The sequence below is a fragment of the Klebsiella sp. 18074 genome, from assembly GCF_902705905.1.
GTDB classification, from domain to species: Bacteria; Pseudomonadota; Gammaproteobacteria; order Enterobacterales; family Enterobacteriaceae; genus Klebsiella; species Klebsiella terrigena.
The window spans coordinates 112,817-129,736 of sequence record NZ_CACSIS010000012.1 but is presented as its reverse complement, the minus strand read 5'-3'; the positions used below and the strand labels follow the sequence as shown (position 1 = coordinate 129,736).

Genomic DNA, 16,920 nt, shown 5'->3' with positions numbered 1-16,920 from the left:
GTCTTGCCTGGCTAAGGCCAACATCACAGCATGCCGGGAACCGGCTGAATATCGTTCGGAAGAATGACGTTCTTTAGAACGATGTTCAGCGCGCGAAGCGGGTGCTGTGATGGTGGGAATTTCCTGAAAAAAACGGGTGTCACCGATGAACGAAGTCACTTTACTTGCAGAAGTCAGCGCCTTTTTAGCCCGGCCCCACGGGCAGTTTATTGCCGGAGAAGCCCTGGCGGGCCACGGCCGGATGCTGGCGGTGATCAACCCGGCAACCGGCAGAGCGATTGCTGAGGTGACGGAGGCAGATGGCGGGCAGGCCGCCCGCGCGATGGAGAGCGCCCGCGAGGCCTTCGACGGCTGGCGCGCGCTGCCGGCGCTGCAGCGCGGCGCCCTGCTGCTGAAGCTGGCGGATAGCCTGGCGGCCCACCGCGAAGAGCTGGCGCAGCTCGAGAGCCTCTGTTCGGGAAAAACCATCACGCTGGCGCGGATGCTCGAACTGGATCAGTCGGTGGCGTTCCTGCGCTACTTTGCCGGCTGGGCGGGCAAGGTTACCGGCGAAACCCTCGACGTTTCGCTGCCGTCGATGGCCGGGGAGAAATACACCGCCTTTACCCATCGCCAGCCGGTCGGGGTAGTGGTCGGGATTGTGCCGTGGAATTTCTCGATAATGATCGCCATCTGGAAGCTGGCGGCGGCGCTGGTGTGCGGCTGCACTATCGTCCTGAAGCCGAGCGAATACACTCCGCTCACCCTGCTGCGGGTGGCGGAGCTGGCGACGGAGGCGGGGATCCCCGCCGGAGTCATTAACGTGGTCAACGGCGCGGGGGGCGAGATAGCCCAGCGCCTGATTAGCCATCCGGCCTGCGCTAAGGTCAGTTTTACCGGTTCGGTGGCGACCGGCGAGAAGGTGCAGCGCTCGGCGACCGCCGGCGGAAAGCGCGTCACCCTTGAACTGGGAGGGAAAAACGCCGCCTTGTTTCTCGACGATCTCAGCCCGGAGGCGATGGCGGACGGCATTATCGAAGCGGGCTATCTCAATCAGGGGCAGATCTGCGCCGCCGCCGAGCGGTTTTATCTGCCGCAGGGCAAGCTGGATCGCGTGCTGGACCTGCTGAAGCAGCGGCTGGCGGCTTTCCAGCCGGGCTCGCCGCTGGATGAGCGCACGCAAATGGGGCCGCTGGCTAACCGGGTACAGTATGAAAAGGTGCTGAACCTGCTGCAGACGGCGCGGGAAGAGGGCGACACCATCGTGTGCGGCGGCGAAGCGCTGCCCGGCGACGGCTACTTTATCTCTCCGGCGGCGGTCAGGGTGCGCAGCGAAAGCAGCACCCTGATGCATGAAGAGACGTTCGGCCCGGTGTGCAGCTTTATTGGCTATCATAGCGAAGAGGATGCGCTGTCCCGCATCAACGCCTCGCCGTTTGGCCTCGCCGCCAGCGTCTGGTCGGATAATATTCGCAAGGCGCTGCGCTATTCGCAGGCTATTGATGCCGGTATCGTATGGATCAACATGCACACCTTCCTCGACCCGGCGGTCCCCTTTGGCGGCATGAAAGGCTCGGGCCTCGGGCGCGAGTTTGGCAGCGCATTTATTGATGATTACACCGAACTTAAATCCGTGATGGTGCGCTATTAGTGGCCGACGAGCCTGACGAAATATACTCTTTAGGGTTTAACTCTTGTCGGAAATAAAATAATACTTTGGGCTAATATTTAAATCATCCTCCCTCCGGCCGCTAGCTAACAACTTAGTGGCCTTTTTATTTACCTCATAAAAGAGAACTGTATTTTCCTCGACAGCGCCGAGCAGGCAAAACGCTTCCATCAGCAGATGCTTAACCTGTTCCTCAGGCATTCGGCTAACCCGCAGAACCTCGGCAAGGTGAATATTGCGATTGGCGGCGGCGGGGCGACGGGCGTCGAGCTGTCGGCCGAGCTGCACAATGCGGTGAAAGAGCTGCAGCGCTACGGCTATAAGCGCCTGACCAACGAGGCGCTGAACGTCAGCCTGGTTGAAGCCGGCGAGCGTATTCTGCCGGAGCGTATCTCCCTGGCCGCGCGCGATGAGCTGACGAAGCTGGGCGTCAACGTGATGACCCAAACCCTGATTACCCGCGCCGACGGACAGGGTCTGCATACCAAAGACGGCAGCCTGATTAGCGCGGATCTGATGGTGTGGGCGGCCGGCATCAAGGCGCCGGACTTTATGCGCGAAATTGCGGGCCTTGAGACCAACCGGATTAACCAGCTGGTCGTTGAGCCGACGCTGCAGACCACCCGCGATAGCCATATTTTTGCCTTCGGCGACTGCGCCGCCTGCCCGCGTCCGGAGGGCGGATTTATTCCTCCGCGCGGCCAGGCGGCTCACCAGATGGCCCTCTTCACGGCGAATAACATTATTGCGCAGCTGAAGGGACGACCGCTGAAATCGTTTGTCTATCGCGACCGCGGCTCGCTGGTCTCGCTCTCAGGCTATACCACTCTCGGGAGCATTATGGGCCATCTGCCGGTGGGGCCGATGATGGTGGAGGGCAGGCTCGCGCGCCTGGTCTACGATTCGCTGTACCGCATGCATCAGGTGACGCTGCACGGCTACGTGAAAACCGGCCTGCTGATGCTCTCCGGCGGGATCAACCGCATCATTCGTCCGCACCTCAAGCTGCACTAAAGATGAGATAGCCTCCCGGACGGCGACGTCCGGGAAGGCGCAGCGTCCCGCACCCAGGCTGGCGACAAATTCCTCCGCGTATCATGTTATAAAATCAGCAGATTATTGTTTTTGCCCGCAACGGAAGCGATTACGCTTGCCTGAGTGTCGATAATGAGTATAGTTCTCATTCTTCTTTTTGTTTGCAGGCTAAGTAGGGAATGACCTGCGTCAGTGAGTCGCTCACAGGGAAACAGCGAAGGCGTAGGGTGGGGCTCGGTACGGCAAGGCTGAAGCAAAAAATATCGGCCAGGAGCTACCATCAGGTCATTGATTATGTAAAGGATTCCTCCTGTGAAATATGCTATTCCGGCCCTCGCGCTGGCTATCTCTGCGGTCCTAAGCGGCTGCGCCGCTACCCATACCCCTCCCGTTGCTCAACCGGCTGTCGAAAGCGCCGCCGCTGCTACCGTGGCGCAGCCGCTGAAGCGCGAGCTGGCCGAAGGCCTCTATGAAATGGCGCTAAGCCCGAAAGGCGATGCGCTGTACGTTGCCAGCGCCGAAGGTTTTAAAGACGTGCAGGGCGGGGCGGTCTATAAGCTCGACCCGAAAACCCTGAAAACCATCGGCCTGAGCTACACCGACCTGAAAAACTTTGCCGTCCAGATAACGCCGGATGGCACAACGCTGTTCGTCACCAACTCCCTCGACGGCGGTATCAGCGTCATTGACACCGCCACCGGCAAAGTCAAAAAGCGCCTGCTGTTTAGCGAGCGCAACGAGAAGGGGCTGCCGTACGGCGCGCGCCAGATCCTGCTGCTGAACGATACTCTCTACGTGGGTGCGGTTGCCGATCCGGCGCAAATCTGGGTGGTTGATGCCAACACGCTGAAGCTGAAAGCGCGGATTAAAAACACCGGCAAATGGATGACCGGCCTGCACTATTCCGCGCAAACCGGGCGCCTGTACGCGGCCAACGGCGGCGGAGAGATCCTCGTTATCAACCCGCGTAATAACCGCGTTGAGCAGCGCTGGAAGCCGCTGGGCGACAAGCCGGCGCTGCTGCTGAATATCGCCGAAGATAGCGAAACTGGCCGCCTGTTCGTCACCGATAACTCGAAAGCGAAAACCACCCTGGTGCTGGATATTCACAGCGGCAAGGTGATCAAGCAGCTCGACGTGGGCGACTCGCTGGCGGTGCTGTTCAACCCGAAACGCAATGAGATTTATATCTCCCAGCGCGAGTCCGGCAAGGTCATCAGCCTCGACGGCACCAGCTATGCGCAGAAGCGCGAGTGGGATATCCCGGCTAACCCCAACAGCCTGCTGCTGTCAGCCGATGGTCAGACGCTGTTCGTGACCGTCAAGCAGCCGTTTAATAAAGATCATTCGACCAAAGGTCCGGACAGCGTTGTCCGCATCGACCTGGCGAATCAATAACTAAAATTGGCCCGCCAGCGGGCCCTTTGTTTCACTTTTTCTCCTCCACGGGACACATTATGCACGTCACTCATACTTCATCCTTCCCGCTGCGTAAAACGCTGCTGGCGTTAACGATTGGCGCCATCGCCCAGGGCGCTGCGGCGGCGGAAGACGCCAGCGCCGGCAAAAAAAACGAAGAGGTTATGGTCGTCCAGGCGAGCGAAGGCGGCGATTTTAAAGCCGGCGGCGACCTGGTGGTGCCGGCCTTCCTCGACGGGCAGATTGCCCACGGCGGCCGCCTCGGCATGCTCGGCGAACAAAAGGCGATGGACGTCCCCTTTAACGTCATCGGCTACACCGCTAAGCTGATTCAGGACCAGCAGGCGCGCACCATTGCCGACGTGGTCAGCAACGATGCGGGGATCCAGACGGTGCAGGGCTACGGCAACTTTGCCGAAACCTACCGCATTCGCGGCTTTAAGCTCGACGGCGACGACATGACCATGGGCGGCCTCGCCGGCGTGGTGCCGCGTCAGGTGATGGATACCCAGATGCTGGAGCGCGTGGAGGTCTTCAAGGGCGCCAACGGCCTGCTCAACGGCGCGGCCAGCAGCGGCGTCGGCGGGATGATCAACCTTGAGCCTAAGCGGGCTGAGGATATCCCAACCGCCAGGGTGGGCGTCGACTATACCTCCGATTCTCAGGTCGGCGGCAGCCTCGACCTCGGCCGTCGTTTTGGCGACGATAACCAGTTCGGCGCGCGCGTCAACCTGGTGCATCGCGAAGGCGAGGCGGCGGTGGAAAACGACCGCCGCCGCACGACGCTGGCCTCACTGGGGCTGGACTACCGCAGCGACCGCTTCCGTTCATCGCTCGACTTTGGCTACCAGAAAAAAACCTTCCACGGCGGCGAGATGGGGGTGAACGTCAGCGGCGTCGACTTCGTGCCCGCGGTGCCGGATAACCGCAAAAACTACGGCCAGAAGTGGGGCTATAGCGATATCGAAAACGAATTCGGGATGGCGAAGGCGGAATACGATCTCAGCGACAGCTGGACGCTGTACGGCGCTCTCGGCGGCCAGCATGCGCACGAGACCGGAACCTACAGCACGGCGAAGCTGCTGAATAAAAACGGCGATGCCACCGCCGGGCGTCTGGATACCAATCGGATCATCGACGCCTTCAGCGGCATGGGCGGCGTGCGCGGTGATTTCAACACCGGCGCGATTTCCCATCAGGTCAACGTCGGCTACTCGGCGCAGATCAAGCGCGATAAAACGGCGTGGCGGATGTCGACGAAAAACCCGGCCATCAATATTTATGACGGCCATGACGTGCCGATGCCGGATAACACCCTGTTTGGCGGCAACTACTTCGACCCCCTGACCACCTCGCGCAGCCGTACTCAGGGCTGGCTGCTGAGCGATACGCTGGGCTTTTTTAACGACAAGGTGCTGCTGACCGCCGCCGCCCGTCATCAGAAGGTGGTGGTGCGTAACTACAGCAATAAAACCGGCGTGGAGGATCCCACTTCGCTCTATACCCAAAGCCGCTGGACGCCGACCGTGGGCCTCGTCTACAAGCCGTGGGACGAGATTTCGCTCTACGCCAACCACACCGAAGCGCTGCAGCCGGGCAGCGTGGCGCCGAATACCGCCGCCAACGCCGGGCAGAGCACCGGGATTGCGCACTCGAAGCAGGATGAAGTGGGCGTGAAGGTTGACTACGGCACCGTCGGCGGGTCACTGGCGCTGTTTCAGATCAAAAAGCCGAACGCGATTTCCGATGCGAACGGCTACTACGGGCTGGACGGCGAACAGCGCAACCGCGGCGCCGAGCTGAACGTCTTTGGCGAGCCGATGCTGGGGCTGCGCCTCAACGGCAGCACGCAGTGGCTCGATCCCGAGCAGACCAAAACGGCTAAGGGCCTCAACGACGGAAAAGACGCGGTTGGCGTGGCGCGCTTCTATGCGGTGCTGGGAGCCGAGTATGATATCAAGCCGGTCGAGGGCCTGACGGCCACCGCTCGCGTTAACCACACCGGTTCGCAGTACGCCGATGCGGCGAATACGAAAAAGCTCGACAGCTATACCACCCTCGATCTGGGCGTGCGCTACCGGATGCGCCTCAACGCCGATCGCAATGAAATGGTCTGGCGCGCGGGGGTGACCAACGTCACCAACGAGAAGTACTGGTCCGGCGTCGATGATTCCGGCACCTACCTGTCGGTGGGCGATCCGCGCACCGTTCGCGTATCGATGAGCTACGATTTCTAAGGCCAAAGCACGGGACGGGCCCGGACGGCTCGCCCCTCGTCGCCGGCAACCAACGCATCTGCGGCTTGAAGTCGGACGAGCATAAGTGTAAAAGGTGCCCCTTCACTAAAAATGACAGGGGATCGACGTGAAAGACGCGTCAACGCAGTCGGAAACCGCAGAACACGGCGGCCCGACGCTTCATCGCGGTTTACAGAACCGACATATCCAGCTCATCGCCCTCGGCGGCGCAATCGGCACCGGCCTGTTTCTCGGCATTGGCCCGGCTATTCAAATGGCGGGACCGGCGGTTCTGATTGGCTACGCCATCGCCGGGGTTATCGCCTTTCTGATCATGCGCCAGCTTGGCGAAATGGTTGTCGAAGAGCCGGTATCCGGCTCGTTTGCCCACTTTGCCTATAAATACTGGGGCCCGTTTGCCGGCTTTCTTTCCGGCTGGAACTACTGGGTGATGTTCGTGCTGGTGGGCATGGCGGAGCTGACCGCCGCCGGCATCTACATGCAGTACTGGCTGCCGGACGTGCCGACCTGGCTATGGGCCGCGGTCTTCTTTATTATCATCAACGCCGTTAACCTCGTGAACGTGCGCCTGTACGGCGAGGCGGAGTTCTGGTTCGCGCTGATTAAGGTGCTGGCAATTGTCGGGATGATCGGCTTCGGCCTGTGGATGCTGTTCGGCGGCCACGGCGGCAGCAAGGCGGGATTCGATAACCTGTGGCGTCACGGCGGCTTTCTGGCTACCGGCTGGCACGGCCTGGTGATGTCGCTGGCGGTGATTATGTTCTCCTTTGGCGGCCTGGAGCTTATCGGCATCACCGCCGCAGAAGCGCAGAATCCTGAAAAGAGCATCCCGAAAGCGGTGAACCAGGTGGTCTACCGTATCCTGCTGTTCTATATCGGTTCGCTGGTGGTGCTGCTGGCGCTCTACCCGTGGGTGGACGTTAAATCTGACAGCAGCCCGTTCGTGATGATTTTTCATAATCTCGACAGCAACGTGGTGGCTTCCGCGCTTAACTTCGTCATCCTGGTGGCCTCGCTGTCGGTTTACAACAGCGGCGTCTATTCCAACAGCCGGATGCTGTTCGGCCTGTCGGTGCAGGGCAACGCGCCGAAGTTTCTCGCCCGGGTCAGCAAGCGCGGCGTGCCGGTCAACTCGCTGATCCTCTCCGGGGTGATCACCTCCCTGGTGGTGTTGCTCAACTACCTGCTGCCGCAAAAGGCGCTGGGCCTGCTGATGGCGCTGGTGGTGGCGACGCTGCTGCTGAACTGGATAATGATCTGCATGGCGCATCTGAAATTCCGCGCCGCGCAGCGTCGTAAGGGACGCGAGTCGAAGTTCAAAGCGCTGCTGGCGCCAGGCGGAAACTATCTCTGCATCGCCTTCCTGGGGCTGATTCTGGTGCTGATGTGCACGATCGACGGAATGCGCCTGTCGGCCGTTCTGCTGCCGGTGTGGATCCTGTTCCTGTTTGTGGTATTCAAGCTGTTGCGCCGTCCGGCGTAACGCCCGCGGCTCCGTCGTCCGACGGAGCTGTAATCCTTTATTGTGATCTTCTTCGCGCTTAGCGCATTTGCTTAAGGATCTTCCTTTTGTAATCGATTACTTTATCCATCGAGAGATTTTGTAATCGATTACTTTTTGAGGGCGGTCAAAATGGTATCAACAGCTGAAGGTCGTGAAAGTGTTCGCGTGCAGCACCGGTTTCTGGTGCCGCGCCTGTCGTTAATGATGTTTATGCAGTTCTTTATCTGGGGGAGCTGGTCGGTCACCCTCGGCCTGGTGATGACGCGCTACGATATGGCGCTGCTGATCGGCGACGCGTTCTCCGCCGGGCCGATTGCCTCAATTTTATCGCCGTTTGTGCTGGGGATGCTGGTCGATCGCTTCTTCCCGTCGCAGAAGGTGATGGCGGTGATGCACCTCGCGGGGGCGGCGATTCTGTGGTTTGTCCCGCAGGCGCTGGTCGCACAAAACGGCGCGCTGCTGATCGGCCTGCTGTTTGGCTATACGCTGTGCTATATGCCGACCCTGGCGTTGACCAATAATATCGCTTTCCACAGCCTGGCGAACGTCGATAAAACCTTTCCGGTGGTGCGCGTCTTCGGCACCATCGGCTGGATTATCGCCGGGATCTGCATCGGGGTGACCGGTATTTCCAACACCACCACCATCTTCAGCCTTGCGGCGCTGTGCTCGGTGGTGCTGGCGCTCTACAGCCTGACGCTGCCCCATACGCCGGCGCCGGCGAAGGGGATGCCGGTAAAGCTGCGCGATCTGCTCTGTGCCGACGCCTTTGCGCTGCTGAAAACGCGCCACTTCTTTATCTTCTGCCTGTGCGCCACGCTGATCTCCATTCCACTGGGGACCTACTACGCCTACACCGCCTCATACCTGGCGGATGCCGGCGTGGCTGACGTCAGCACCGCGATGTCGTTCGGCCAGATGTCGGAAATCGTCTTTATGCTGGTGATCCCGCTGCTGTTCCGCCGCCTCGGGGTGAAATATATGCTGCTAGTGGGGATGCTGGCGTGGTTCGTCCGCTACGCCTTCTTTGCCCTCGGCGTCAGCGAAGAGGGGCGCTTCCTGCTCTATCTCGGCATCCTGCTGCACGGCGTGTGCTACGACTTTTTCTTTGTCGTCGGCTTTATTTATACCGACCGGGTGGCGGGGGAGAAGGTAAAAGGCCAGGCGCAGAGCATGATTGTGATGTTCACCTACGGCATCGGCATGCTGCTCGGTTCGCAAATTTCCGGCGCGCTGTATAACCAGCTGGTTGCCGGACAGGCCGTACCGCAGGCGTGGGTCACCTTCTGGTGGATCCCGGCGGTTGCGGCGGCAGTTATCGCACTGATTTTCCTTTTCTCTTTCCAGTATAACGAGAAAGAGCAGCGCTAATTTTTTCGGAGGTGGTGATGAGAACTATCAAGGGGCCGGGCATCTTTCTGGCGCAGTTTATCGGCACGCAGCCGTCGTTTAACACCCTCGACGGGCTGGCGGAGTGGGCCGCGGGGCTGGGCTATCGGGCGCTGCAGATCCCGTGCAACCATCCGGCTATCTTTGACCTCGAGCAGGCGGCGGCGAGCCAGACCTACTGTGACGAGGTTAAGGGACGGCTGGCGGCGTACGGGCTGGTGATTAGCGAGCTCTCTACGCACCTGGAGGGGCAGCTGGTGGCGGTACATCCGGCCTACGACGCGGCGTTTGATGGCTTTGCGCCCCCCGCGCTGCGCGGAAATCCGCAGGCGCGGCAGCGCTGGGCCTGCGAAAAGCTGCAGCAGGCGGCGATCGCCTCCGGGCGCTTAGGCCTGACGGCGCATGCCACCTTCTCCGGGGCGCTGGCGTGGCCCTATTTTTACCCCTGGCCGCCGCATAATCCGCAGCTGCTCGAGGAGGCGTTTAGCGAGCTGGCCCGCCGCTGGCGGCCGATCCTAGACGGCTTTGACCAGCAGGGAGTGGATCTGTGCTACGAAATTCATCCCGGGGAAGATCTGCATGATGGCGTGACCTTCGAGCGTTTTCTGCAGCAGGTGGATAACCACCCGCGCTGCAATATGCTCTACGACCCCAGCCATCTGCATCTGCAGCAGATGGACTACCTGGCCTATATCGACATCTACCATCAGCGGATAAAAGCCTTTCACGTCAAGGACGCGGAGTTCCGCCGCGACGGCCGCTGCGGCGTTTACGGCGGCTACCAGAACTGGCTCCAGCGGGCGGGGCGCTTCCGCTCGCCGGGGGACGGGGAGATCGATTTTAAGCGGATTTTTAGCAAGCTCACCGAGTACGGCTATGCCGGCTGGGCGGTGCTGGAGTGGGAGTGCTGCCTAAAAGAGGCGGAGGCCGGTGCCCGCGAGGGCAGCGAATTTATCCGCCGCCATATCATTCCGGCCTCCGGGCGCGCGTTTGACGATTTTGCCGCCGGAAGCGAGGTGCAGGGATGATCCAGGTCGGCATTATCGGCAGCGGGTTTATCGGTCCGGCGCATATTGAGGCGCTGCGCCGGGTGGGCGATATTGAGGTGGTGGCGCTGTGCGACCACGGCCTGGCGCAGGCCGAGCAGAAGGCCCGGCAGCTGAACGTGGCTCATGCCTACGGCAGCGTCGAAGGCCTGCTGGCGCATCCGGGCCTGCAGGTGGTGCACAACTGCACGCCGAACCATCTGCATGCGGAGATTAATCGCCAGATCCTGCGCGCCGGGCTGCACGTCTTCTCGGAAAAGCCGCTGTGTATGCGCCCGGAAGAGGCCCGCGAGCTGGTAGCGCTGGCGGAAAAGGCCGGGGTGGTGCACGGCGTGAGCTTTGTCTACCGCCAGTTCGCGATGGTCCAGCAGGCGGCCAGCATGATCCGTGAGGGGCTGGTCGGGCGGCTGTTTTCGGCGCACGGCAGCTATTTGCAGGACTGGATGCTGCTGCAAACCGATTATAACTGGCGGGTGGAGTCGGCGCTGGGCGGGGCATCGCGGGCGATGGCGGATATCGGCTCGCACTGGTGCGATACGGTGCAGTTTATGACCGGACGCCGCATCACCGAGGTGATGGCCGACCTCTCGACGGTGTGGCCGACCCGCCGCGCGGCTTTGCAGGGCGATGCCACCTTCAGCCAGCAGGGTGACGGTCGGGGCGACGAGGAGCGGGCGGTGGATACCGAAGACCGGGGATCGGTGCTGGTGCGCTTTGATGACGGCAGTAAAGGTTGCTTCAGCGTCTCGCAGGTGAGCGCCGGCAGGAAGAATCAGTTGACGGTTGAAATCAGCGGCAGCGCCTGCGCCCTGGCGTGGGATCAGGAGATCCCCCAGCGGCTGTGGGTCGGCCAGCGCGACCGGCCCAATCAGACCTTCAGCGATGACCCCTCCCTGATGCAGCGCGACGTTGCCGGCAGCGCCCACTTTCCCGCCGGCCACATTGAGGGCTGGCCGGACGCCTTCAAAAACATGATTCTGAGCTTCTACCAGGCGGTGCGCGCCGGAGCGATGCCGGATGCGCGCTCCCGGCGGTTCGCTTCGTTTTATGAAGGAGCGGACGTGATGTACATCGTTGAGGCTATTTTGCGCAGCCATCAGCAGCAGCGCTGGGTCAGCGTAGAGCGATAGCGAGGGAGATGCGCCACTTTGGGTGGCGCACTGCCGGGCTATTTCACGCCGAGATAACCATCGAGATAGGTGCCGGAGAGCTCGCGGCCAAACAGCTGGGCGTCCTTATCCTCCATCGACGCGCTCCACTTATCGTCCGCCTTGCGGTCAAAAGAGTGCTCGGTCTTCGTGCCCTGGCTGGCCTGCTGCTTAATCTGCTCGGCCCGGCTTCTGGCGTCATTTTCACTCATCCCCGCCGCGCGATCCTCTTTGCCGAGCTGATAGGTTTTGCTGAACGTCGGCAGGTTTAAGCGGTAATTATCCTGGCGATTCACGGCATAGTTACCGCCGACAAAATCGGAACGGTGGGCGACGAAATAGTAGGCGTGGCGTTCAGGTGAAGACCTGGAGGCGCTGCAGCCGGAAAGAAGGGCCGCCGCGCAGCCGATGGCGACAATCGTTGATTTTAATTTCATTGGTAACATCATCCCTAATTATGAGTTTATTAACTAATTGAAAATATAATAATTATTTCTTTTCAGAAGGCGCAACTAACGCACCGTTGGCGTCTTCTTTGAGCGCTATTTTGCATAAAAAAAAGACAGCGTAAACGCCAGAAGATAAGAGCCCTGATAATTGATAGTTTTCGCCGCGGCCAGCCCGGCGAAGGATTTTACGGCCCGGGCGGGCCATCGCGCCGCTCCCGACGACGCTGGATGCCTGCGGCACGCTCATTTATGATAGCCTGCGTCATATTACGCTTATCGCAGGAAGTGCAGCCCCTATGTCAATTCAGAAAATTGCTCGTCTGGCGGGCGTCTCGGTGGCGACGGTATCGCGCGTGCTCAACAACAGCGAGACCGTTAAAGCGAAAAACCGCGAGCGCGTGCTGCAGGCAATTGAGGAAAGCAACTATCAGCCCAATCTGCTGGCCCGCCAGCTGCGCACCGCCCGCAGCTACATGATCCTGGTGATGGTCTCAAATATCGCCAATCCCTTTTGCGCTGAAGTGGTGAAGGGGATAGAAGAGGAAGCTGAAAAGCACGGGTATCGTATTTTGCTCTGCCACTCCGGATCCGATTTGGCGCGCTCGACCTCCGGGTTGCAGCTGCTCTCCGGGAAAATGGTCGATGGTGTGATTACGATGAACGCGCTCGCCAGCCTGCCGGAGCTGACCACGCTTATCGGCGACGCGCCCTGGGTGCAGTGCGCCGAATACGCCGACGCCGGCAATATCTCCTGCGTGGGGATCAACGATCTTGACGCGGCGCAGGGGGCGGTGCTGCGCCTGGCGCAGAGCGGTCGCCAGCGAATCGCCCTGATTAACCACGACCTGAGCTATCGCTACGCCCGCTTGCGCGAGCGCGGCTATAAAAGCGTGCTGCACGTGCGGGATCTCAGCTATCAGCAGGTGGCCTATGCCAGCGATCTCAGCGCGGCGGCCGGCAAAGCGGCGATGGAAAGCCTGCTGGCGGCGAAAGAGCGGCCTGACGCGGTTTTTGCGGTGGCGGATTCGCTGGCCGCCGGCGCGCTGCGGGCCATTGCCCAGGCCGGGCTGCGGGTGCCGGAAGATATCGCGGTGATCGGCTTTGACGGCACCGAGCTGGCGGAGATGGTCTCGCCGCAGCTGACCACCGTTGAGCAGCCGTCGCGCGATATTGGCCGCACGGCGGTCACTCTGCTGCTGAAGAAAATTGATAACCCGACGGCGGAAGCCGAGCGGGTGATGATGGACTGGCGCGTAATTACCCGCGCCAGTACCTGAGGTCAGGCGCCGATACGCCCGGCCAGGGAGCGAATGTCGTTGCCGGTAGGCGACTGGTGAATGCGCAGACCAAACTCGTCGACCACGGCGAAGATGTGGTCGAAAATATCGGCCTGAATACTCTCATACTCCGCCCACACCACGGTGCTGGTGAAGCAGTAGATCTCAATCGGCAGGCCGTTGGCATCCGGGGCCAGCTGGCGCACCATCATCGTCATATCTTTACGCAGCCGCGGATGGTTGCGTAGATACTCCTGCAAATAGGCGCGGAAGGTGCCGATATTGGTCATCTTGCGTTGGTTCAGCACCGAGAGATCGGCGGCGTTTTGCTGATTCCACAGGCTGATTTCCTCATGCCGCGAGTCCATATAGGGTTTCAGCAGCTTCGCCTGTACTAAACGCTGCTGCTCCTGATCATCGAGAAAATGGATGCTGGTGGTGTCAATATTCAGGCTGCGCTTAATTCGGCGGCCGCCGGAGGCCGACATGCCGCTCCAGTTTTTAAAGGAGTCAGAAACCAGCGACCAGGTTGGCACGGTGGTGATGGTGTTATCCCAGTTGCGGACCTTTACCGTTGTCAGGCCGATATCGATAACCGCGCCGTCGGCGCCGTATTTCGGCATCTCCAGCCAGTCACCGAGCTTGAGCATGTCGTTGGCGGAGAGCTGGATACCAGCCACCAGGCCGAGAATCGGGTCCTTAAACACCAGCATCAGGACCGCGGCCATGGCGCCAAGGCCGCTAATCAGAATGGCCGGCGACTGGCCAATCAGCAGCGAAATCACCAGAATCCCGATGATAATGGCGCTGACCAGCTTTACGCCCTGGAATATGCCCTTCAGCGGCAGCTGCGACGCGGTGGCGAATTTTTGCGAGAGGTTGAACACCACGTCCAGCAGCGAGAAGAAGGACAGCAGGGCATATATCATCACCCACAGCTGAGCGCAGGTGGTTAATATGTCGGCGGCTTCACTGCCTTTTTGTAGCCAGAGAACCGCCTGCACGTTGACGATAATACCCTGAAGGGTAAAGGCCAGCCGGTGAAACAGCTTGTTCTGGGTAATGATCTGCAGCCACAGGTGGCTGCTGGCCTGCGCGCGCTTTTCGAAGGTCCGCAGGACCACCTTGTGCAATATTAAATGGACAACAATGGCGGTCAGAAAAATAATGCCGAAGATAATAATGAGCGAGGTCGTCGGGGTAATTTTGATGCCGGCTGCGGCGATTTGCGATATTAATTCCTGCATAACGTCTCCTTTACATCCAGCGGTTATGATGACCGCTGGATGCCTATTATGCAAATCTCCGGTTACGCGCCGATGAATTACGAGGCGGCGACCAGCGGGCGAATATTCAGATGATGGCGCAGGCGCAGGGCGATGGCGCCGAGCAGCAGCATCATCACCACCTCAACCGCCAGAAAGTCGATCAGCGCCAGCGCGTAGTCGCCGCCGCTGCGCCGGGCGAGGGCTAAAAAGAGCGAACCGAGCAGCGCCGGGCCGAGCCCCAGCGAGGCCTGCTGCAGGGTGCTGAGGATCGCGCTGCCGGCCCCGGCGTCGCTGGCGCTAATGTCGCGCATCCCGATACGGTAAAAGCTGTTGACGATCAGCGCCTGGCCGTAGCCGACCAGCGCGGTGGAAGGCACCAGCGCCAGGGCCGAGGTGCGGGTGGCGAAATGATAAAAGGTCGCCATCAGCAGCAGCAGGCCGATAATCTGCACCGTCAGGCCGATCAGCAAAATCCGCCCCATGCTGTAGCGGGCAATCAGCTTTGGCGCGTACAGCGCGGAGACGAAATAGGCCACCCCAAGGGCGATAAAGCTGTTGCCCGACTGCCACGGCGCCATCCTCATTCCGGCCTGCATGGTCAGCGCCATACAGAACATAAACCCGGACCAGGCGCTGAAAAACAGCAGGGCGGTCGCCATGCCGAAGCGAATGCTGGTGAGCCTGAGCAGGCGCGGAGGCAGCAGCGGCTGCTCGCCGCGACGCTGTTTGCGCAGCGCGCTCGCGCGCATCCATGCCAGCAGCGGCAGCACCGCCACCAGCATCAGCTGCAGCGTCCACGGCCAGTGCAGTTCCGGCCCCAGCGCCATCGGGAATAGCAGGCAGCAGAGGATCAGCGCCAGGCTGAAGGTGCCCTGCCAGTCGATTGTCGAGTGGCCTTCGCGCCGCGTTTCCGGCACGTAGCGCTGGCTAAAGGCCAGCACCAGCAGGCAGATCGGCACGTTGATAAAGAACGCGTTGCGCCAGCCCAGCCCGGCAATATCCGCCGAGACCAGCCAGCCACCGCCCATCTGGCCGACGATAAACGCGATCCCGCCGATACCGCCGTAGAGGCTGATGGCGCGCGCGTGGGCGCTGCCCTTCAGGGTGACGTGCAGGGTGGCGAGGATCTGCGGGACGATCAGCGCCGCTCCGGCGCCCTGTAGCGTACGCGCCGCCAGCAGCTCGCCGATGGAGCTGGCCATCCCGCAGAGCAGAGAGGCGACGCCGAACAGCGTCACGCCCCACATAAACAGGCGCCGGCGACCGTAGTTATCGCCGAGCTTGCTGCCCATCGCCAGGCACACCGCGAAGGCGACGCCGTAGAGCGCGACGATCAGCTCCAGCTGGGTGGCGCTGGCGTCCAGCGAGCGGGTGATGGAATCCAGCGCGACGTTGGTGATTGAGGTGTCGATCAGTGGCAGCATCTGACCGGTCAACAGCAGAAATAAACCGGCGCGGCCGGGTGAAACAGCAGACGAATTCATTGGATCTCTCCATTGCGTCATTCAGCGGATGGACGTAGCATCAACGATAAATTAAACGGGTACCAGTTCCTGCTTATACTGGTATTGGCACTACCATGCTGGAGGTCATATGACCGTAATGCCGCAACGCGCGCCGCTGCCGGTCGCGCCCGACGACAGCCGTAAGCAGCTCGGCGCCTTTCTGCGCGCCCGCCGTGAGAGTCTCGATCCGCAGCGTCTCGGCCTGCCGCGCGTCGGGCGACGACGAACGCCCGGCCTGCGCCGCGAAGAGGTGGCGATGCTCGCCGACGTCGGCGTCACCTGGTACACCTGGCTGGAGCAGGGACGGGACGTTAACCCCTCGGAATCGGTGCTGGTTGCGGTGGCGAATGCGCTGCAGTGCAGCCCGCTGGAGACCCGGCACCTGTTCGTGCTGGCGGGGCTGACGCCGCCGGAAACTGCGCAGGTGACGGTGTGCGAAGGGATAAGCCCCGGCACCCGGCGGATGCTCGACAGCCTGATGCCGCAGCCGGCCAGTATCCAGAAGCCGAACTTCGATATCGTGGCGTGGAACGAGAGCTTCTGTCGCCTGATGGGCCTCGATTTTGCGAGCCTCCCCGAAGAGGACCGCAACTGCATCTACCTGTATCTGACCAACGAAACCTGGCGCAGCCGGATTGAAAACCGCGACGTGCTGGCAACCTTTGTCTCCTATTTCCGCGCGGCGATGGCCGAGCATCGGGGCGATCCGCTGTGGGAAAATAAGCTGGCGCGATTTTTCGCCGCCTCGGCGGAGTTTGAGTCGCTCTGGCACCAGCGCTACGAGGTCCGCGGAGTGGAGAATCAGGTGAAGAATTTCAACCATCCGCAGCTGGGGCGCTTTAGCCTGCAGCAGATGTACTGGTACTCGGCGCCGCGCAACGGCTCGCGGCTGCTGGTCTATCTGCCGATGGATGAGGCCGGCGAGCGGGCGCTGGCGTGGCTGGACAATCAGGGCTGAGAGGGCTTCGCCTGCC

13 protein-coding genes and 1 pseudogene are annotated in these 16,920 nt (G+C 61.0%); 10 read left to right on the top strand and 4 right to left on the bottom strand.

Features of this window, described 5'->3' with window-relative positions; genetic code table 11:
• The first annotated feature begins 145 nt into the window (after window positions 1-145).
• From GVK32_RS13785 to GVK32_RS13750, 8 genes and pseudogenes are all read left to right on the top strand, one after another.
• The gene (locus GVK32_RS13785; protein ID WP_159868673.1) at window positions 146-1,630 is read left to right on the top strand and encodes an aldehyde dehydrogenase family protein; all 1,485 of its coding nucleotides are present in this window, start codon (window positions 146-148) and stop codon (window positions 1,628-1,630) included.
• Between the two features lie 135 nt (window positions 1,631-1,765).
• Window positions 1,766-2,662, top strand: a pseudogene (locus GVK32_RS13780) (NAD(P)/FAD-dependent oxidoreductase); the annotation flags it as partial.
• 333 nt (window positions 2,663-2,995) lie between these two features.
• Window positions 2,996-4,081 carry a YncE family protein gene (locus GVK32_RS13775; protein ID WP_159868670.1) on the top strand — a complete coding sequence of 362 codons (1,086 nt, stop codon included), beginning with the start codon at window positions 2,996-2,998 and terminating at the stop codon, window positions 4,079-4,081.
• 59 nt (window positions 4,082-4,140) lie between these two features.
• The gene (locus GVK32_RS13770; protein WP_159868667.1) at window positions 4,141-6,339 is read left to right on the top strand and encodes a TonB-dependent siderophore receptor; all 2,199 of its coding nucleotides are present in this window, start codon (window positions 4,141-4,143) and stop codon (window positions 6,337-6,339) included.
• Window positions 6,340-6,466: 127 nt separating this feature from the next.
• The gene (gene pheP, locus GVK32_RS13765) at window positions 6,467-7,843 is read left to right on the top strand and encodes a phenylalanine transporter (RefSeq protein WP_159868663.1); all 1,377 of its coding nucleotides are present in this window, start codon (window positions 6,467-6,469) and stop codon (window positions 7,841-7,843) included.
• A gap of 186 nt (window positions 7,844-8,029) precedes the next feature.
• On the top strand, window positions 8,030-9,235 hold the full coding sequence (locus tag GVK32_RS13760; protein WP_200842876.1) for an MFS transporter: 1,206 nt from the start codon (window positions 8,030-8,032) through the stop codon (window positions 9,233-9,235).
• A gap of 17 nt (window positions 9,236-9,252) precedes the next feature.
• Window positions 9,253-10,281: a sugar phosphate isomerase/epimerase gene (locus GVK32_RS13755; RefSeq protein WP_159868638.1), complete on the top strand. Its 1,029-nt coding sequence runs from the start codon at window positions 9,253-9,255 to the stop codon at window positions 10,279-10,281.
• Complete coding sequence (locus GVK32_RS13750; RefSeq protein ID WP_159868635.1) at window positions 10,278-11,429, top strand: Gfo/Idh/MocA family protein; 1,152 nt, start codon at window positions 10,278-10,280, stop codon at window positions 11,427-11,429. The genes GVK32_RS13755 and GVK32_RS13750 overlap by 4 nt, the downstream gene beginning before the upstream one ends.
• Before the next feature lie 38 nt (window positions 11,430-11,467).
• On the opposite strand, the gene GVK32_RS13745 is transcribed toward GVK32_RS13750, so the two are convergent.
• Both GVK32_RS13745 and GVK32_RS13740 read right to left on the bottom strand, forming a co-directional pair.
• Window positions 11,468-11,884: an Exc2 family lipoprotein gene (locus GVK32_RS13745; protein ID WP_159868632.1), complete on the bottom strand. Its 417-nt coding sequence runs from the start codon at window positions 11,882-11,884 to the stop codon at window positions 11,468-11,470.
• Between the two features lie 52 nt (window positions 11,885-11,936).
• A complete protein-coding gene (locus GVK32_RS13740; RefSeq protein ID WP_159868629.1) occupies window positions 11,937-12,143 on the bottom strand; it encodes a hypothetical protein in 207 nt (68 codons plus the stop codon).
• 49 nt (window positions 12,144-12,192) lie between these two features.
• Between GVK32_RS13740 and GVK32_RS13735 the strand changes: the two genes are divergently transcribed.
• Window positions 12,193-13,173 carry a LacI family DNA-binding transcriptional regulator gene (locus GVK32_RS13735; RefSeq protein ID WP_159868626.1) on the top strand — a complete coding sequence of 327 codons (981 nt, stop codon included), beginning with the start codon at window positions 12,193-12,195 and terminating at the stop codon, window positions 13,171-13,173.
• 2 nt (window positions 13,174-13,175) lie between these two features.
• On the opposite strand, the gene GVK32_RS13730 is transcribed toward GVK32_RS13735, so the two are convergent.
• A complete protein-coding gene (locus tag GVK32_RS13730) occupies window positions 13,176-14,420 on the bottom strand; it encodes a mechanosensitive ion channel family protein (RefSeq protein ID WP_159868623.1) in 1,245 nt (414 codons plus the stop codon).
• Between the two features lie 77 nt (window positions 14,421-14,497).
• On the bottom strand, window positions 14,498-15,925 hold the full coding sequence (locus tag GVK32_RS13725) for an MFS transporter (protein WP_159868620.1): 1,428 nt from the start codon (window positions 15,923-15,925) through the stop codon (window positions 14,498-14,500).
• Window positions 15,926-16,034: 109 nt separating this feature from the next.
• Here GVK32_RS13725 and GVK32_RS13720 point away from each other — a divergent pair, with 109 nt between their 5' ends.
• Window positions 16,035-16,904: a helix-turn-helix transcriptional regulator gene (locus GVK32_RS13720; protein WP_159868617.1), complete on the top strand. Its 870-nt coding sequence runs from the start codon at window positions 16,035-16,037 to the stop codon at window positions 16,902-16,904.
• The last annotated feature ends 16 nt before the right edge of the window (window positions 16,905-16,920 follow it).